Here is an 18,266-nt window from a genome sequence, read left to right as displayed (position 1 = left end):
ACTTGGCTGCTCGCACCGCCAGAAGGCTACGGGAGCTCAAGTTGGCTGCAGGAGACGTCGTAGTCCGACAGCAGACGTGGTTGGACCGCGACACTGGAGAATTGCACACCTTGGCCGATCGCTACGTCGTCTCAAGTATCGGGGCAAGTGGGTTGGTCTACTTCAAGGGAGGCAATGGCTGGTGCGCCTGGCCCACCAGCTTGGCGCGCTGCGACGCTTTGTAGAGGTATCGCGGCGAAGTGACGCGATCGCAGCCTGCGTGCATTCATCTCCCAGGGTGATAGTCACCGGTGAGGTACCGGAGGAATCGGTCGGCGCGGTCAACGTAGGTGTGCACGGTGCTGTCGCGCTTCCCAGCTCGCCGCAGATCGGTCTCGAACTCGAGCAGCGCGCGTCGCAACTCGAGCATCGTCCAGTTGTCTGTCATTGAACGAGCATGAGTGAAACCACCGGGATCTTGTCTAGTTCCACGGAGTACGCACTGCATGGGACCAATCGCGGCGAAAGGACGCGGTCAGAGGAGAGACGTGGCGGAGCAGGATGACCAGGCGCGTAACCGGAAGTGCATGTCGTGACGCAACGCTCCGACTACTCTCGGCGGAATGACCGAGAACGGCGACCAACTACCTCCGGCCGGGTGGTACCCAGACCACGCCGACGAACGCCAACTTCGCTGGTGGGACGGGAACCAGTGGACGGAGCATCTCGCGCCCAGTCCGCCGGAAATCGCCACAACCCGACCACCCGGCGAGACTAAGCGTCGAAGTCGATTCATGCGTGAGCTCGTGGGCAGCAAGGAAGAGAAGGCCGAGGCGAAGGCCGAGCGGCTCACCGCGAGAACTGAGGCCAATGCCGCGCTGGAGGCCAAGAGTGATCCGAGTCGGCGAGGCGGTCGAACTCCATCGAGTCATCAAGGTCGCCTTCCCTCCTTGGCGCAGATGCTCTCGGAGTTGACTCTGGAGCCACGAAGAGATCCGCTCGACGAACAGGTTGAGGTCGTTGGGGAGACCCACAACATTGCGGGCATTAAGAAGGTCTTCCGAGCCCGGAGTCTTCCGATTCCTAGCCGGGGACTTGAGATCAACGATGCTGAATGCGTTCTGGTACCCGAACCGTGGAACCCGCACGACGCCAATGCCGTGATCGTTTCAATCGACGGTCACCAGGTTGGCCACCTTCCGGCCGCCCTCGCGGAGGATTACGCAGGTCCGTTGGCCGCAATTGCGCGGTCGGGCTTTCTCGTAACAGGCGACGCTCGGGTCTGGGCGAAAGACGACGGGTCGGGAATTGTTAGGGCCCGTGTCACGGTCCTGATACCGGAGGTCGAACTTCTAGCCACCTGATGACTGATTGCGGCGGTATGACGTTGCCACCACGTCCGGCCGGGCGCCTGCGGCGTTTGAAAGGGACCCGGGAGCCGTTCTCAAGAGGCTAAAGTCGCTGCTCGTGAGCTATGAGGTCCCCTTGTCGTTGACGAACTTTCCCAAATGGGTGCCCAATCCGCAGTCGCTGCTCCTTTCGGATGAACTGCTGGTATGGGCGGCGGCAACTCTGGGCGAGCGTGGCCGCGCCCCGTTCAGCGCTGACATTGTACGAGCCGGTCATCGTCGGGTGTCTACGCTCTACGATGCGTTTTCGACCACCTGCGGATGTCACCTTGCCCCGAGCCAGAACTACTTGTCAGGTTCCGATACGACTGAGAGAGCTACCATCTCCTACTTTCTAGGTGGATTGTCCGCAAAGCTCGCGGCGGCTCTCCTAGTTGGCGTTCCATACCTAACGCACTATGACGCGGTCCTTCGAGAACATGGCCGCCCGGTTCGTGGCCGTCGTCCTGACTTTGTCGGAGTTGGCAATCCACCGATCGGTGCACGGGTCACTGTGGAAGCCAAGGGGACCATCGGGAATATCAACAATGCGCTCGATTACGCGGCAGTGCAGGCTAAAGGCGCTGGACGTCGTCCACGCCCTCGCCGCTTGGTTTGGGGGCAACAGGCGCACTTCAACGATCATGGCTGGGGCGAGGCGGTATGGTCTGCCAGCCTTGTTGATCCGCCCGAAGATGACTTCGAATTCCCAGCGACGGGTGACGTCCTCGTGGCGTACTTCGCACCTCTTGTGCGGGACCTATTTTTCCGTGCACAGGTGGAGTCCTACGTAGAGTCACAAGGTTGGTGGATGGCCGAGTTGGGCGAGACAGGCGCCCAAGTTGCAATCCGAAGAGAGATCGCTCTCGCAGCACTCGAGTCGGATGGAGCGGCGCTCGTGGAGCTTTCTCGACTGCATATGAACGGCCCGGACGATCGAGAGCCTCAGCCCGACGAAGTCGAAGCATCTCTTCTGGCCGCCGAGTCGGAACATTGGGGTTCACCAATCTGGCCAGAGCGTGCCGATTTGACTCAAGGAATCGTAGGACCAGACGGGATCGCCGTCCGAACTTCGACCGTCGCAACGTTTAGTCATTCCCTTTGAATGATCGCTCGGCACCGTCCACATTCGCGGTTGGCGGCCGGGCGACTCTCTCCGGCGGTCGCGAACTAAGGTGCGTAGGACGTGACAGCGGTCTCGGTCTTGGTGAACTGCCCTGATTCGTGCGCTCGTGACCATAGATTGTCGCCATGTATGTGCAACGCGTCGACGTGGAGCGTCTTTTGGGCTTCAGGCGGCTACGGGTCGACATGGACCGGGATCTGCAACTCATCGCCGGCCCCAACAACGCTGGTAAGTCCTCCCTCGTCACCGTGCTCGAGACCTTCTTCTCCGACCCCTCATCCGACGACCTCCAGCGGGTGAAACCGCTGCATGACTATTACGTCTCCGGCGGCCCAAGGATGATGTCGAGCATCAAGGTGATCTTTGGTGGCCTCGACGATAAGGAGGCAGCGGAGTTCGAAGACGTCACAGCCCGCGACGGTTCATTGGCCGTCGAGATCGCTTGTACGCGAAAGGGCCAAATCAGTTACCGCGGACGAGGAGACGCCGCACGCTCGCGCGAGGTCTACGAACGAGTGCTCCAGTCCTTCAGCTTCGTGAAGATTCCGTCGGTTAGGGTAAGCGGGGCGGATGCCGACGACGGCGATAGGTCGCTCGCGCGCCTATACGAGACGCTTGAAGGTGTACTCGTCCGCTCCGGAAGCTCCCGTTCCACGCAACTCCAGAAGGATTTCGCAGAAGCCATCAAGCCCGTCGAAGACCTTGTGCGCAAGGTCCTGAGTGAGTCCGTCAGTTCGGTTGCTACTGAGTTGCCCTTCCAGGAGCCAGTTCTTGGAGTCGAACTCCCCGCACCTCAGCATGCGCTGCGAGGAATGCTCCGGGAGGCAGTAATCACGAGCCATGACGACGTTGTGGTTTCGATCGCTGAACGAGGCACCGGGTTTCAGTCCGCCTTAGTACTCGGCATTCTGAGATACGTCTCTGCGAAAAACAGGCAGTCGGGCGCAAACGTCGTGTTTGCCATCGAAGAGCCTGAGGCGTTCCTCCACCCACAGACGCAGAGGGCTATGGCCAAGATTCTGAAGGAGATTGCGCAAGAGTCGCAAGTGCTGGTGACGACGCACAGCCCGGTGCTCGTCGACTCGTTCTCCGTCACTCGTATCGCTCGGCTTCCGCTGAGTCCCGAAGGCATGACGTACACCGCGCGCAAGCCGGACCTAGCAGTCGACGAAGAGGGTCGGCTGACACGTTACTGCGATGCGACTAACAGCGAGTTAGTGTTCGCCAGTTCGGTGATCTTGGTCGAAGGTCATGGCGACAAACTCCTCATCGATTATCTCTTAGAGAGGATTACCGGAGGCGCGGGCGGCCATTATGCACTGGGTATTGCGGTGATTGAGGCATCCGGGATCACTACGATCTCGCATCTTCTCCGGCTCGCTCAACTCTTCGGAGTCCGCGCGTATGTCCTCACCGACAAGGACGGATTGCATAAGAACGGCGAAGGCAAGCGGGCACTCATCGAGATACTGAAGGCGAAAGATCCGAAGCCGCCAACTAGTGTGCTCTCCGACTTGCGGGAGTCGGCGGATCGATCGGTGACAACACTAACGACGGCGCTCGAGCACCAAGCTGAACTCAACGACAAGCTGAGCGAGTGGGACAGTTTCGTACTGAGTTCGGATCTCGAGGGTTTACTCTTCGACACGGTCGGCCAGGCGCAATTGGCTGAGATGCTCGGACCAAACGGGACGGGTGAGGTAAGTGAGGCGACGGCGACCGACTTCGCGACAGGCATCGATGGCCGAGAGGCGATGGCGTCGTGGCTTGGCGCCAAGGGTTGGAATTCCGACCGCAAGAAGACAGGAAAAGCGAAGCCTCACCTGCCTTCGGCCTTGCTGCGGCAGTATCTCAGTACCGAAACTGGACAGCCTCGTGCCGTCAAACCACTACGTATGTGGCTAAAGGGTATTGTCGAAGCGCATAAGCGCGCGCCGCTCTAGATCCAGGCCGACCGATCTGCATCGGTCTTCGCCTGTCCTTTCCCGCTTAGCTGATGGCCTGCTGTCTACGCTGGCTTGAACGATGTTGGCTCGACCCGTTCTATTCGGTAGCGATTGCACCTCACACTGTTTTCGAGATCAGCGGCGCAGGGCCTGCGACCCGGACGGCCCGTCAGTTTGCGCCACTGTGTCCTAATGGCGGAATGCAGCAGCGTCGCGACGACCGCGCTAGGGCGGGCAACTTGGTACCAAGCTGTCGCTCCCGCGACCGCAACGTCGAAACTTCCGGCCGGACCGGCGGGCATTCAGCGGTCGAGCGAAGCCTGAGCGAACCCCACTGATAACCTGACGCAGAACCATCCTTTAACCACCGTCCTGTGAGGCGGAGAAGGAGGTCGGGCTTGAGCACCGTCATGGATGCCACCGACATCTCGCGTGCGCTGACACGCATCACCCACGAGATCCTCGAGCGAAATCGCGACGCCGAAGGCGTGGTGATCCTGGGGATTCCCACCCGCGGGGTCGAGCTCGCCGAGCGGATCGCCGCGAAGATGGCCGAGGTCGAGGGGACCACCATCAAGCCGGGCGCGCTCGACGTCACGATGTACCGCGACGACCTGCGCCTGAAGGCTCCGCGCGCGCTCGAGGCCACCAACGTCCCCGAGGACATCGACGGCCGCGTCGTCGTCCTGGTCGACGACGTCCTCATGAGCGGCCGCACGATCCGCGCCGCGCTCGACGCGCTGAGTGACCTCGGTCGCCCCAAGGCCGTGCAGCTCGCCGTCCTCGTCGACCGCGGCCACCGCGAGCTGCCGATCCGGGCCGACTTCGTTGGCAAGAACTTGCCCACCTCGAAGACCGAGAAGGTCCGCGTCCGGCTCACCGAGACCGATGGCGCCGCCGACTCCGTGTCGATCGAGGGGAGCGACGCATGAAGCACCTCCTGAGCGCCGGCGACCTGAGCCGTGACGAGGCCACCCTGATCCTCGACACCGCCGAGCAGCTGCTGAGCGTCGCCCAGCGACCCATCAAGAAGCTCCCCACCCTGCGCGGCCGCACGATCGTCAACCTGTTCTTCGAGGACTCCACGAGGACCCGGATCAGCTTCGAGGCCGCCGCGAAGCGCCTCTCGGCCGACGTCATCAACTTCAGCGCCAAGGGCTCCAGCGTCAGCAAGGGCGAGAGCCTCAAGGACACCGCGCTCACGCTGCAGGCGATGGGTGCCGACGCGGTCGTCATCCGCCACCACGCCTCGGGCGCACCGCACCGCCTCGCCACCTCCGAGTGGACCAAGGGCGCCGTGGTCAACGCCGGCGACGGCACCCACGAGCACCCCACGCAGGCCCTGCTCGACGCGTTCACGATGCGCTCGCGCCTGGGTGACCTGGCCGGCAAGAACGTCACGATCGTCGGCGACGTGCTGCACAGCCGCGTCGCACGCTCGAACGCGCTGCTGCTCGACACGCTGGGCGCGAACGTCACGCTCGTCGCCCCGCCCACGCTGCTGCCGGTGGGCGTCGAGACCTGGCCGGTCGAGACCTCCTACGACCTCGACGCCAGCCTCGAGAAGGCCGACGCCGTGATGATGCTGCGCGTCCAGCGCGAGCGGATGAACGCCTCGTTCTTCCCCAGCGCCCGCGAGTACAGCCGCCGCTACGGGCTCGACGTCGCCCGCATGAACCGGCTGCCCGACCACGCGCTCGTCCTGCACCCCGGACCCATGAATCGGGGCATGGAGATCAACGCCGACGTGGCCGACAGCGACCGCTCGGTGATCGTCGAGCAGGTCACGAACGGCGTTGCCGTGCGGATGGCGGTGCTCTACCTGCTGCTGGGTGGGGCTACGGAGGGGGAGAGCGCATGACGTGTGATCTCGATACGCGTCTCGCTTCGCTCGCCAGCTACTCGATCACCGGGGCGGCGCTCCGTAACTACTCGATCACCGGGGCGGCGCTCCGTAACTACTCGATCACCGGGGCGGCGCTCCGCAGCTACTCGATCACCGGAATGGAGAACGCATGAGCACCGTCATCAAGGGCGCCCGGATCCTGGGCGACGAGGCGACCGACATCCTCATCGAGGACGGGGTCATCACGGCCATCGGCGCCGACCTCAGCGGTGACGAGACGGTGGACGCCACCGGACTCATCGCGCTGCCCGGTCTGGTCGACCTCCACACCCACCTGCGCGAGCCCGGCCGCGAGGACGCCGAGACCGTCCTCACCGGCACGCAGGCCGCCGCGCGCGGCGGGTTCACCTGCGTCTTCGCGATGGCCAACACCGAGCCCGTCGCCGACACCGCCGGCGTCGTCGAGCAGGTCTGGCGCCTCGGGCGCGAGCACGGCTACGCCGACGTCCAGCCCATCGGCGCCGTCACCGTCGGCCTGGCGGGGGAGCGGCTCTCCGAGCTCGGCGCGATGGCCGACTCGGCCGCCCAGGTCCGCGTCTTCAGCGACGACGGCAAGTGCGTCAGCGACGCCGTCCTGATGCGCCGCGCGCTGGAGTACGTCAAGGCGTTCGACGGCGTCATCGCCCAGCACGCCCAGGAGCCCCGCCTCACCGAGGGCGCCCAGATGAACGAGGGCCCGCTGTCCGGCGAGCTCGGCCTCACCGGCTGGCCCGCGGTCGCCGAGGAGGCGATCATCGCCCGCGACGTCTTGCTGGCCGAGCACGTCGGCAGCCGCCTGCACGTGTGCCACCTGTCCACCCGCGGCTCGGTCGAGATCGTGCGCTGGGCCAAGAGCCGCGGCATCGACGTCACCGCTGAGGTCACGCCGCACCACCTGCTGCTCGACGACGAGCTGGTCCGCAGCTACGACCCGATCTTCAAGGTCAACCCGCCGCTGCGCAGCAAGGACGACGTCCTCGCCGTCCGCGAGGGCCTGGCCGACGGCACGATCGACATCGTCGCCACCGACCACGCCCCGCACCCCATGGAGGACAAGGAGTGCGAGTGGGGTGCCGCCGCCTTCGGGATGATCGGCCTCGAGACCGCCCTGTCGATCGTCCAGCAGACGATGGTTGACACCGGATCGCTGTCCTGGAGCCGCGTCGCCGAGGTCATGAGCGCGAACCCGGCGCGCATCGGCCGCGCCACCGGTCACGGCCGCCCGCTGGCGGTCGGTGAGCCGGCCCACGTCGTGCTCTACGCCCCGTCGGTCACCCGTACGATCGAACCCGCCGACACCGCGAGCCTCTCGCGCAACACGCCGTACGCCGGAAGGGAACTCCCGGGCCGCGTGGTAGCGACGTTCCTCGCCGGCAAGCCCACCGTCCTGGAAGGAAAGCTGCAGTGACGTTCACCCCCGCCATCCTCGTGCTCGAGGACGGACGCACCTTCCGCGGCCGCTCCTACGGCGCCATCGGCACCACGGTCGCCGAGATCGTCTTCAACACCGGCATGACCGGCTACCAGGAGACGCTCACCGACCCGTCCTACCGCGGCCAGATCGTCGTCATGACGGCCCCGCACATCGGCAACACCGGCGCCAACGCCGAGGACTTCGAGTCCGGACGCGTGTGGGTCGACGGCTACGTCGTGCGCGACCCCGCCCGCCAGCGCTCCAACTGGCGCTCCGACCGCTCGCTCGACGACCTGCTCGCCGAGCAGGGCGTCGTGGGCATCAGCGGCATCGACACCCGCGCCCTCACCCGCCACCTGCGCGAGCGCGGCTCCATGCGCGCCGGCATCAGCACCGAGGTCCTCGACCCCGAGGCCCTGCTGGAGCAGGTCACGGCCGCGCCGAGCATGACCGGCTCGAACTACCTGGCCGACGTCACCGTCGACGAGGCGCACGTCGTGCCGGCCGAGGGCGACAGGAAGTACACCGTCGTCGCGCTCGACCTCGGCATCAAGGGGATGACCCCGAAGCTGATGGCCCAGCGCGGCATCGAGGTGCACGTGCTGCCCGCCACCTCCACGCTCGACGAGGTGCTCGAGCTCAACCCCGACGGCGTCTTCATGTCGAACGGCCCCGGCGACCCCGCCACGGCCGACCACCAGGTCGAGCTCGTGCAGGGCGTGCTGGAGCGCGGAACCCCGTACTTCGGCATCTGCCTGGGCAACCAGATCTTCGGCCGCGCGCTCGGCCGGGGCACCTACAAGCTCAAGTACGGCCACCGCGGCGTGAACCAGCCGGTCCAGGACCGCACCACGGGCAAGGTCGAGATCACGGCGCACAACCACGGGTTCGCCGTGGACGCGCCGCTCGATGCCGACTTCGAGACGCCCTACGGCCCCGCGCGGGTCACCCACGTGTGCCTGAACGACGACGTCGTCGAGGGCATCGCGCTGCTGGACCGCCCCGGGTTCAGCGTCCAGTACCACCCCGAGGCCGCTGCGGGTCCGCACGACGCCGGGTACCTCTTCGACCGCTTCACCGACCTCATGGAGGCAGCCCGTGCCGAAGCGCACTGACATCGAGTCAATCCTCGTCATCGGGTCCGGCCCGATCGTCATCGGCCAGGCCTGCGAGTTCGACTACTCCGGCACGCAGGCCTGCCGCGTGCTGCGCGAGGAGGGCATCCGCGTCATCCTCGTGAACTCCAACCCGGCCACGATCATGACCGACCCGGAGTTCGCCGACGCCACGTACGTCGAGCCCATCACGCCCGAGTACGTCGAGAAGGTCATCGCCGCCGAGCGTCCCGACGCCCTGCTGGCCACCCTCGGCGGCCAGACCGCGCTCAACTGCGCCATGCAGCTGGACGCGGCCGGGATCCTGGAGAAGTACGGCGTCGAGCTGATCGGCGCGTCCATCGACGCGATCGAGAAGGGCGAGAACCGCGAGACCTTCAAGGCGATCGTCGAGGACCTGCCCGCCGAGTGGGGCGCCGAGGTGGCCCGCTCGGTCATCTGCCACACCATGGCCGAGTGCGAGGCCGGCGTCGACGAGCTGGGTGGCTACCCGGTCGTCGTGCGGCCCTCGTTCACGATGGGCGGCTCGGGCTCCGGCCTGGCGTACGACCACGACGACCTGCTGCGCATCGCCGGCAGCGGACTGGCGCTCAGCCCCACCACCGAGGTGCTCCTGGAGGAGTCCATCCTCGGCTGGAAGGAGTACGAGCTCGAGGTCATGCGCGACACCGCCGACAACGTGGTGATCGTCTGCTCCATCGAGAACCTCGACCCGATGGGCGTCCACACCGGCGACTCGATCACCGTCGCGCCGGCCATGACCCTCACCGACGTCGAGTACCAGCGCCTGCGCGACATCTCGATCGGTGTCATCCGCGAGGTCGGCGTCGACACCGGCGGCTGCAACATCCAGTTCGCGGTGAACCCCGTCGACGGCCGCATCGTCGTCATCGAGATGAACCCGCGCGTCTCGCGCTCATCGGCGCTCGCGTCGAAGGCCACCGGCTTCCCGATCGCCAAGATCGCCGCCAAGGTCGCCATCGGCTACACGCTCGACGAGATCCCGAACGACATCACGCAGGAGACGCCCGCCAGCTTCGAGCCCACGCTGGACTACGTCGTCGTCAAGGTGCCGCGGTTCGCCTTCGAGAAGTTCCCGGCCGCCGACGCCACGCTGACCACGCACATGAAGTCCGTCGGCGAGGCCATGGCCATCGGCCGCAACTTCACCGAGGCCCTGCAGAAGGCGCTCCGCTCGCTCGAGCGCCCTGACGCCGTGTTCTCGTGGGAGCGCGAGTGGGTCGACCTCGACAAGGAGGCGCTGGTGAAGTCGGCCTCCGTGCCGCACGACGGCCGCCTGCGCGAGGTGATGGACGCGCTGCGCGCCGGCGCCACGCCCGAGGAGGTCTTCGAGGCCACCGCGATCGACCCGTGGTTCGTCGACCAGCTGGCCCTGCTCAACGAGGTCGCCGCCGAGGTGACCGCCGCCGAGCGCCTCACGCCCGAGCTGCTTCAGCACGCCAAGCGCCACGGCTTCTCCGACGCCCAGATCGGCCGTATCCGCGGGCTCTCCGAGGAGGTCGTGCGCGGCGTCCGGCACGCGCTGGGCGTCCGCCCCGTCTACAAGACGGTCGACACCTGCGCCGCCGAGTTCGCCGCCAAGACCCCATACCACTACTCGTCCTACGACGAGGAGACCGAGGTCGAGCCCCGCGAGCGCGAGGCCGTCATCATCCTCGGCTCGGGCCCGAACCGCATCGGCCAGGGCATCGAGTTCGACTACTCGTGCGTGCACGCGTCGCTGGCGCTGTCCGAGGCCGGCTACGAGACCATCATGGTCAACTGCAACCCCGAGACCGTCTCCACCGACTACGACACCAGCGACCGGCTGTACTTCGAGCCGCTCACCCTGGAGGACGTGCTCGAGGTCGTGCACGCCGAGCAGCAGGCCGGCCCCGTTGCCGGCGTCGTCGTGCAGCTCGGCGGCCAGACGCCGCTCGGCCTCGCCGCCGGCCTCAAGGCCGCGGGCGTGCCGATCGTGGGCACCCAGCCCGAGGCGATCGACCTCGCCGAGGAGCGCGGCGCGTTCGGGCGAGTCCTGGCCGACGCCGGGCTGCCCGCGCCGAAGCACGGCACCGCCACCACGTTCGAGGGCGCCAAGCGGATCGCCGACGAGATCGGCTACCCGGTCCTCGTCCGCCCGTCCTACGTGCTCGGCGGCCGCGGCATGGAGATCGTCTACGACGAGGAGTCGCTCTCGACCTACATCGAGAACGCCACCGAGATCTCGCCCGACCGCCCCGTCCTGGTCGACCGCTTCCTCGACGACGCGGTCGAGATCGACGTCGACGCGCTCTTCGACGGCGAGGAGCTGTTCCTCGGCGGCGTCATGGAGCACATCGAGGAGGCCGGCGTGCACTCCGGCGACTCGGCCTGCGCCCTGCCCCCGATCACGCTCGGCAGCACCGAGATCGACCGGATCCGCGCCTCCACCGAGGCGATCGCCCGCGGCGTGGGCGTGCACGGCCTGATCAACATCCAGTTCGCGCTCAGCTCCGACACGGTCTACGTGCTGGAGGCCAACCCGCGCGCCTCGCGCACGGTGCCGTTCGTCTCCAAGGCGACGAACACGCAGCTGGCCAAGGCTGCGGCTCGCCTGATGCTCGGCGAGTCGATCGCCGACCTGCGCGCCGCCGGCGTCCTGCCCGCCGAGGGCGACGGAGGCCGGCTGCCGGCCACCGCGCCAATCGCGGTCAAGGAGGCGGTCATGCCGTTCAACCGGTTCCGCACCTACGACGGTCGATATGTCGACACGCTGCTCGGCCCCGAGATGCGCTCGACCGGCGAGGTCATGGGCATCGACGCGTCGTTCGGCTCGGCGTTCGCCAAGAGCCAGTCGGCCTCGGGCGCGTACAACGGCCTGCCCACCTCGGGCACGGTCTTCGTCTCGGTGGCCAACCGCGACAAGCGCCACATGATCTTCCCGATCAAGCGCCTGGCCGACCTCGGCTTCGAGATCCTCGCGACGAGCGGCACGGCCGAGGTCCTCGAGCGCAACGGCGTGAAGGCCACGGTCCTGCGCAAGCTCCACGAGGACGACTCGCAGGGCAGCACCGTCGTGGAGAAGATCAACGACCGTGAGGTGCAGCTGATCGTCAACACGCCGCACGGCCTGGGCAGCGGCGCGAACGCCCGCGTCGACGGCTACGAGATCCGCACGGCCGCCGTGGCCGAGGGGATCCCGTGCCTCACCACCGTGCAGGCGCTCGCCGCCGCCGTGCAGGGCATCGAGGCCGAGATCGCCGGCAGCATCGGCGTGCGGTCGCTGCAGTCGTGGGCGGAGACGGTCACGCGATGAGCTTCGGGAGCCGCGCCCACGTGGCGATGCAGGCGTACGGTCCGCTGTGCGTCGGCATCGACCCGCACGCCCAGCTCCTCGAGCAGTGGGGCCTCGAGGACTCGGTCGAGGGACTCGACCGGTTCGCCGCCACGTGCGTGGAGGCGTTCGCGGGCAAGGTCGCGTTCGTGAAGCCGCAGTCCGCGTTCTTCGAGCGCTTCGGTGCGGCCGGGGTGGCGATCCTGGAGCGCACGCTGCAGGACCTGCGGCACACCGGCTCGCTGACGATCCTCGACGTCAAGCGCGGCGACATCGGCTCCACCGCGACGGCGTACGCCGACGCCTACCTGGACGACGACGCCCCGATGGCGGCCGACGCGATCACCGTGAGTCCCTACCTGGGCTTCGGCTCGCTGACGCCGTTCTTCGCGGCGGCGGAGAAGAACGACGCGGGCGTGTTCGTGCTGGCGTTCACCTCGAACCCCGAGGCGATCCGCTTCCAGGCCGCCACGACGTCGTCAGGCATGTCGGTGGGCGACGAGATCCTCGTCGAGCTCGGGCAGGCCAACGAGGGTGCCTCCCCGATGGGCTCCTTCGGTGCCGTCATCGGTGCCACCGTGGCCCACCTCGACACGCAGCGCCTCGGCTTCAACGGCCCGATCCTCGTGCCGGGCTTCGGCGCCCAGGGCGGAACGATCGACGACCTGCGCCGCCTCTTCGAGACCGTCACCGACCAGATCGTCCCGTCCACCTCGCGCGACGTCCTGGCGAAGGGCCCCGACGTCAACGCCCTGCGCGCAGCCGCCGCCGCGACCAACGACGCGCTGTCCCTGCTGTAGCCCTGGGAGTGACCTTTCGGGGGTCTCACACGGCGTGTCGCCCCCGCGAACGTCACTGCCAGCGCTCCGTCAGCTCACCAGCCGGCGCCGAAGCAGACGAACGAGGTGGGGCGGTCGCCGGTCGCTTCGGCGAGCGCGACGGCCGGGGGAGTGCCCGCGGCCATGAGCTGGTGCACGTCCTGCAGGACCTCGCAGGCCTCGTCGTCCGCCACCGCGGCAGGGGAGGCGATCACGCAGCGCGCGCCGGCGTGCAGCCACGCGGTGACCATGCCCAGCGACTCCTCGGCCCAGCGCTGTGTGGAGCGGCCGACCTCGCACGCGGACAGGATGACGATCTGCGGCACCGTGGCGATCCGGTCGAGGTCGTAGCCGAACAGCGGTCCGTCCTCGAGCAGCACGCCGGAGAACAACGGGTTCTCGGCTGCGTGGCGGCCGTGGGCCGAGACGTGCAGCAGGTCCACACCGTCGGCGAGGTCGAGCGTGGCCGCCACGGTGGCGCTCGCATCGGTGAGCGCGCTGGAGCCCGTCCAGTGGGCCGCCGACTGCTTGCCCTCCTCCACGGCACGTGCGACGCCGGGTCCGGCGACGAAGCCCGCGCTGCGTGGTGCGCGGAGGTCGCGTGTGGCCAGCCACCGCGTGGCCGTGACCGGCACGGTGACCGGGCGCCCGGTGAAGCCCGGCAGCATCGACCACGGCAGGCCCGACAGCAGCCCCGCCGGCGTGATCACCACGCGTCGGTCACCCAGGTGGGGAAGCACAGGATCGACCAGGAGTCGTGAGAGCTCCACCAGCCGCCGGTCACGCGATCCACGCACCGCTCGCTGCATCGCCGGCATCAGGGTGGCGGCGGCCATGTCGAGGTCGGCCTGCAACCCACCGAGCCGCTCGACGAGGGGACCGTGGGGGCCGAGGTCCAGCAGGACCGGCTCGCCGTCGGTGATCACCAGGGCGTGCACCCGGCGCCGGTCCCACAGGTAGCTCACGAGCGCGTCGCGGTCGCCGAGGGAGTCGGTCAGCTCGGCGGGCTCGACCACGTCGCCGACCTCGCCGGACCCGCGCTCGAGCCAGGCGCGGTGCCGCACCCGGTCGCGCAGGCGCGCGAGCTCCCGGGCCTCGGGCGACCCCTCGTCCGGCTCCTCCACGGTGAGCTGGCGGATCTGGGTGAGGTCGTCGGCGGCGTCGGCATCCACGGGCGGCCGCACGGGCACGACGCGACTGGTCAGCTCTCGCGCGCGCTCGGACCACTCCAGGACCAGCGACGGGTCGCCCGAGGCGAGGGCCTCGCGGATGCCGGTGAGCGCCAGGGCGCGACCGCTGCCGGCCACGCCGACGGCGAGGTCGAGGCTGCCGAACGACGACTGCCAGTCGTGCAGGAGGTCGAGTCCGCGGCGCAGGTGGGCGAGTCCTTCGCGTCGTCGACCGCGCACCAGCGAGCGGGCGGCCATCGCCGACCGCTCGAGCAGTCGCTCGGTGAGGCCGTCGCGCTCGGTGGTGCGGCCGCGCTTCAGCAGCAGGGTCGCCCGCTCGGGATCACCCAGGACGGCCGCGAAGCGGGCTGCGAGCAGGTCGAGCAGCTGGGCGAAGTGGTCGAGGCCGTGCTGCCGCAGGGCACCGGAGGTCTCCTCTGCGCGATCGAGCCATGCCACGGTCGGCGGCGCGATCGAGGTCTCGGCCGCCAGCGCGACCGTGTCGGCGCGCAGCGCCCACCACTCGCTGCCCGTGCCGCGCAGGCGCCGCGCCGCCTGCCGCGCCAGCCGGCGCGACCGGCGCGGATCGGTGAACAGCAGGACCCGCGCGGCGGTGGCCTCGCACTCGCCCTGGTGCTGGCGCAACCGTGCCTGGGCGAAGACGCGGGCGGCCGCGAGGATGAGGTCGACCGCCTCGTGGGTCTCGCCGGCCGCCAGCAGCGCCTCGGCGGTGTCCTGGTCACACACGGCGGCGGCGACGGGGGAGAGGTCGGCCAGGTGCACGCGCGCCGCGTCCATCGCCGCGAGGGCCCCGACGAGGTCGCCGCTCTGCAGCGCCGCGTAGCCGTCGTTGTGGCGCGCCTGGGCCCACCCGGTCTCGTCGCCGGCCGCATCGAAGAGCGCGGCCGCCTCGTCGAAGTCGTGGCGCGCCCGCTCGAGGCGCCACTGCTGCAGGTGCAGCACGCCGCGGTTCATCAGGGCGTTCGCCCGGGCCGTGCCCGTCAGCGCGGGAACGGCGAGGTCGTACAGGGCCGACGCCCGGTCGGCGTCGCCCGCGTTCAGGTGCAGACCCGCTCGCTGGCTGTGCACGAGCGCACGCACCGCCGGCGCTCGCGCCAGCCTCGCGGCCTCGTCGCACCGTCGCAGGGCCTCCTCCGCATCGCCGAGCGTGGACTCGACGTGCGAGAGGTTGACCAGGATCCGCACCTCGCGCTCGGGATCGGCGTTGCGCTCCAGTGCCGTCAACAGCTGCCGCCGTGCCGTGCGGTACCGACCGGCGTCCATCGAGGCTCGGCCCCGCCGGTGCAGCTCAACGGCCGAGAGCACGGGACCTCACTCCGGGTCGGTGAGGCGACCGATCGCGGCGATCGCCCGCTCCACGGCCTGCGCCGGATCGTCGGCGGTTCCCTCCACCGGGAGGTCCTTCGCCAGCGCGGACGCCAGCTGGGCTGCGAACACGGGCGCGGCGAACGACGACCCGCTCCACACCGCGAAGCCGCTCGCGAAGTCGTCGGGGTCGACGGTCTCGCGGGTGCGGCCACGGAAGGTGGCGCGCGCGATCGGCTGGAGACCACCCTCGAACGGCGGGATGGTGCTGACGAGAGAGGCGCCCGGCCGGTACACGTGGACCCACGGCCCGGTGTTCGTGAACATCGCGTCGGTCCGTCCGTTCGGGTTCAGCGCACCGACGGCGACGATCGGCGTGGCGCGGGGGTCGCGGCGCACGAGCTCGTCGGCCGGGTTCTCCCACGGCCCGAAGGCGGCGGGGAAGAGGGGGCGGGACGTCGCGTCGTTGCCCGCCGCGCACACCACGGTGGTGCCCGTCCGGCCGATCAGGGCGAGCAGCTCGTACAGCGTCGGGTCGAACTCCAGGTCGTACGGCGTCTCGTGGTAGTAGCCGAAGGACAGGTTCAGCACGTCGAGGCTCAACCCGTTCTTCGCACCGTCCCCGGCGCGGACGAGCTGCGTGATGCGGATCAGGGCGGTGACGAAGTCGGACTCGGCGAGCGTGCCGTCGGAGTCCATCACCCGCCACCAGTGGATGTCGGCGTCGGGGCAGCCCTGGTGCAGCAGGCCCACGATGAACGTCCCGTGGCCCGAGGCATCGTCGATCGAGCCGTCGAGCGGGCCGCTGACGTTGCCGAGCGTCTCGGGGTCGGTGGGCGCGTCGTCGCGCCCGATGGTGACTCCCGAGATCAGCTTCGTGCCGTCCTTGACCGCGCCGTTGGTGAACCAGGCGTGCTTGCCGCAGCCGGAGTCCAGTACCCCGACCCGCGGGCGGCGCTGGCCGTCGGGGTCGTCGGGGGAGCGAGTGGGGGCCGGGCCGACCCAGGCCACCGGCTGACGTCCGCCGGAGCCGACGTCGCCGTACGAGTCGACAGCCATGCTCGCGCCTCGCGTGAACGGGGCGCCGCGGGTGAAGGGCGCGCCCCGCGTGAACGGGGCTCCGCGGGTGAACGGAGCCCCTCGCGTGAACGGCGCACCCCGCGTGAAGGGAGCACCGCGGGTGAACGGAGCGCCCCTCGTGAACGGGCTGCTCTGCAGGACGTGGTCGAGACCGATGCCGTGCAGCAGGTCGGTTCCCTTCTCGGGCTCGCGACCCATCGCCAGGGCTCGCGCGGCCTGGAGCAGCGACCAGGCGTCCGGCGGCCGGGCGTGCGAGCGTGCGGTGGCGGAGATGACGACGCGAGCCATCCCGACACTGCCGGTGGTGGTGAGCCACGGGTACCGCTCGGCACGCTCCCGGCGCTCTTCCTCGGTCTCCTCGACCTCGATGCGCGGGTAGGTCTCGTCCTCGACAACCTGCCAGTTGAAGACCGCGGCGGCTTCCTTCAGCAGCTCGATGGCCGCATCGACGTCGACGAGCGTGGAGATGAGCAGCTTCGTGGAGAGGTACGCCGTGGGGTGGGCCTCACGCCCGCCGGGACCCACCGTCGCCTTGGAAGGGTCGAGGGTCGCCCCCTCGCGGGCAGCGACGCTCTCGAGGTCCTGCTCCCGCTCCCACGGGTCCTGCTCTTCCCAGCGTGGTGGCTCCTGGCCAGTCGGACGCATCCGGTGCTCCTCAGATCTCGAAGGTGGGGGTCGCCAGCTCGGTGTCACCCGAGAAGTAGATGCGGATCAGGCCGGCCGGCAGGGACTCGAACTCGAACCGGCCGTCGATGACGTCCGCGGTCCACGTCTGGTCGCCCGAGGTGAGGCGTGCCTCGCTGGCCCCGGTGCCGGTGACCCAGCCGTCGACGCGGCGGGTGGTCTCGTCGACCTCGGCCACGCGCAGCAGGATGGACGCCTCGTCGTGGGAGAACTCGATGGTGATGACGCCCGAGCCGCGGGTGCCGACCAGCTCGGTGCTGCGGCCCAGCAGGCTCAGCAGCTCGTAGTCGGCATCGAGGCTCTCGGCGGCGATGGCGGCGATCATCGCGTCGGCCAGGTGGGCCGGCGGTGGATCGAGCACCTCGTACATCGCTCGCAGGTTGGTGAAGATCGGATCGCGTTCGGTCATGACGTGGCCCCCTCGCCGGAGATGACGGCCTTGAGCTTCTCGAGGCAGCGTCGGCGTGTCGGGCCGATGCTCCCCACGGGCATGCCCAGGTCCTCGGAGATGTGCTGGTAGTCGGGCCGGTCATCGAAGGCGATCACGCGCAACAGGCGCTGGCAGCGCTCGTTGAGCTGCGCGACCGCCGACCACAGCCGGTGGTTCTCGTCGGCCGAGACGGCCTCGGACTCGGCGGCGGGCGAGCTGGGCAGCGCAGGCGCCAGCAGCTCGTCGTCGACCGCGTCCTCGCGCCGGTTCCGCGAGGCGACCCGCCACGCCTGGCGGCGGGCCGTGATGATGAGCCACGAGGAGACCGCACGCGGGTTGTCCACGCTGTCGGCCTTGCGCACGAGTGTCAGCCAGGTGAACTGGATGACGTCCTCGCACACGTCCTCGTCGAGCCGGTAGGCGCGCACCACGTGCCACAGCACGGGGGTCATCTCGCGCACGAGTTCGTCGATCGCTCCGCGGTCCCCGTCACGCCAGCGTGCGAAGGCCTCGCCGGAGCGGATCCACGGGCCGTCGTCGGATTCTGCTGGTTCGTGTGACTTTTCGCTGGTCACGAAGTTCATTGTGCG

General features: G+C 68.6%; 14 protein-coding genes. 10 read left to right on the top strand and 4 right to left on the bottom strand.

Annotation, left to right across the window (positions count from 1 at the left end; translation table 11 throughout):
* The first annotated feature begins 602 nt into the window (after positions 1-602).
* The 10 genes from H1W00_RS12340 to pyrF all read left to right on the top strand — a co-directional run bounded on the left by H1W00_RS12340 (position 603) and on the right by pyrF (position 12,969).
* The gene (locus H1W00_RS12340; RefSeq protein ID WP_181755961.1) at positions 603-1,343 is read left to right on the top strand and encodes a DUF2510 domain-containing protein; all 741 of its coding nucleotides are present in this window, start codon (positions 603-605) and stop codon (positions 1,341-1,343) included.
* A gap of 103 nt (positions 1,344-1,446) precedes the next feature.
* The gene (locus H1W00_RS12335) at positions 1,447-2,472 is read left to right on the top strand and encodes a hypothetical protein (RefSeq protein ID WP_181755960.1); all 1,026 of its coding nucleotides are present in this window, start codon (positions 1,447-1,449) and stop codon (positions 2,470-2,472) included.
* 146 nt (positions 2,473-2,618) lie between these two features.
* Entirely contained in the window at positions 2,619-4,436 is a 1,818-nt protein-coding gene (locus H1W00_RS12330; protein WP_181755959.1) for an ATP-dependent nuclease, read from the top strand.
* Between the two features lie 377 nt (positions 4,437-4,813).
* A complete protein-coding gene (gene pyrR, locus H1W00_RS12325) occupies positions 4,814-5,371 on the top strand; it encodes a bifunctional pyr operon transcriptional regulator/uracil phosphoribosyltransferase PyrR (RefSeq protein WP_476692249.1) in 558 nt (185 codons plus the stop codon).
* Positions 5,368-6,300: an aspartate carbamoyltransferase catalytic subunit gene (locus tag H1W00_RS12320; protein WP_181755958.1), complete on the top strand. Its 933-nt coding sequence runs from the start codon at positions 5,368-5,370 to the stop codon at positions 6,298-6,300. Before pyrR ends, H1W00_RS12320 begins: the two co-directional genes overlap by 4 nt.
* Positions 6,297-6,458, top strand: coding sequence for a hypothetical protein (locus H1W00_RS12315; protein ID WP_181755957.1), 162 nt, complete (start codon positions 6,297-6,299; stop codon positions 6,456-6,458). Before H1W00_RS12320 ends, H1W00_RS12315 begins: the two co-directional genes overlap by 4 nt.
* Complete coding sequence (locus tag H1W00_RS12310; RefSeq protein WP_181755956.1) at positions 6,455-7,732, top strand: dihydroorotase; 1,278 nt, start codon at positions 6,455-6,457, stop codon at positions 7,730-7,732. The genes H1W00_RS12315 and H1W00_RS12310 overlap by 4 nt, the downstream gene beginning before the upstream one ends.
* Entirely contained in the window at positions 7,729-8,853 is a 1,125-nt protein-coding gene (gene carA, locus H1W00_RS12305) for a glutamine-hydrolyzing carbamoyl-phosphate synthase small subunit (RefSeq protein WP_181755955.1), read from the top strand. Before H1W00_RS12310 ends, carA begins: the two co-directional genes overlap by 4 nt.
* Positions 8,837-12,151 (top strand): carbamoyl-phosphate synthase large subunit, encoded by a 3,315-nt coding sequence (gene carB / locus H1W00_RS12300; protein WP_181755954.1) that lies wholly within the window; start codon positions 8,837-8,839, stop codon positions 12,149-12,151. Before carA ends, carB begins: the two co-directional genes overlap by 17 nt.
* A complete protein-coding gene (pyrF, locus tag H1W00_RS12295) occupies positions 12,148-12,969 on the top strand; it encodes an orotidine-5'-phosphate decarboxylase (RefSeq protein ID WP_078700926.1) in 822 nt (273 codons plus the stop codon). The genes carB and pyrF overlap by 4 nt, the downstream gene beginning before the upstream one ends.
* A gap of 74 nt (positions 12,970-13,043) precedes the next feature.
* Here the strand turns inward: pyrF and H1W00_RS17100 are convergent, their stop codons facing one another.
* Genes H1W00_RS17100 through H1W00_RS12275 form a run of 4 tightly spaced genes read right to left on the bottom strand, consistent with a single transcriptional unit; the run spans position 13,044 to position 18,251 of the window.
* Complete coding sequence (locus tag H1W00_RS17100; RefSeq protein ID WP_181755953.1) at positions 13,044-15,482, bottom strand: CHAT domain-containing protein; 2,439 nt, start codon at positions 15,480-15,482, stop codon at positions 13,044-13,046.
* A 6-nt stretch (positions 15,483-15,488) separates the two neighbouring features.
* Positions 15,489-17,207 (bottom strand): S8/S53 family peptidase, encoded by a 1,719-nt coding sequence (locus tag H1W00_RS12285; RefSeq protein ID WP_181755952.1) that lies wholly within the window; start codon positions 17,205-17,207, stop codon positions 15,489-15,491.
* A gap of 10 nt (positions 17,208-17,217) precedes the next feature.
* Positions 17,218-17,655 (bottom strand): hypothetical protein, encoded by a 438-nt coding sequence (locus H1W00_RS12280; RefSeq protein ID WP_181755951.1) that lies wholly within the window; start codon positions 17,653-17,655, stop codon positions 17,218-17,220.
* Complete coding sequence (locus H1W00_RS12275; RefSeq protein WP_286928494.1) at positions 17,652-18,251, bottom strand: RNA polymerase sigma factor; 600 nt, start codon at positions 18,249-18,251, stop codon at positions 17,652-17,654. Before H1W00_RS12275 ends, H1W00_RS12280 begins: the two co-directional genes overlap by 4 nt.
* Positions 18,252-18,266: the final 15 nt, after the last annotated feature.

Origin of the sequence: Aeromicrobium phoceense, from assembly GCF_013868155.1 — a bacterium.
In the GTDB taxonomy this organism is placed as follows: domain Bacteria; phylum Actinomycetota; class Actinomycetes; order Propionibacteriales; family Nocardioidaceae; genus Aeromicrobium; species Aeromicrobium phoceense.
Note: the sequence above shows the minus strand (reverse complement) of the source record. Positions and strands in the feature narration are given on the sequence as shown.

Bases quoted from the DNA above. Each gene is read 5' to 3' on its own strand.
- H1W00_RS12320 (WP_181755958.1), top strand. From the start codon at position 5,368: ATGAAGCACCTCCTGAGCGCCGGCGACCTGAGCCGTGACGAGGCCACC.
- H1W00_RS12340 (WP_181755961.1), top strand. From the start codon at position 603: ATGACCGAGAACGGCGACCAACTACCTCCGGCCGGGTGGTACCCAGAC.
- H1W00_RS12310 (WP_181755956.1), top strand. From the start codon at position 6,455: ATGAGCACCGTCATCAAGGGCGCCCGGATCCTGGGCGACGAGGCGACC.
- H1W00_RS12280 (WP_181755951.1), bottom strand. From the start codon at position 17,655: ATGACCGAACGCGATCCGATCTTCACCAACCTGCGAGCGATGTACGAG.
- H1W00_RS12330 (WP_181755959.1), top strand. From the start codon at position 2,619: ATGTATGTGCAACGCGTCGACGTGGAGCGTCTTTTGGGCTTCAGGCGG.
- H1W00_RS12315 (WP_181755957.1), top strand. From the start codon at position 6,297: ATGACGTGTGATCTCGATACGCGTCTCGCTTCGCTCGCCAGCTACTCG.
- H1W00_RS12285 (WP_181755952.1), bottom strand. From the start codon at position 17,207: ATGCGTCCGACTGGCCAGGAGCCACCACGCTGGGAAGAGCAGGACCCG.
- pyrF (WP_078700926.1), top strand. From the start codon at position 12,148: ATGAGCTTCGGGAGCCGCGCCCACGTGGCGATGCAGGCGTACGGTCCG.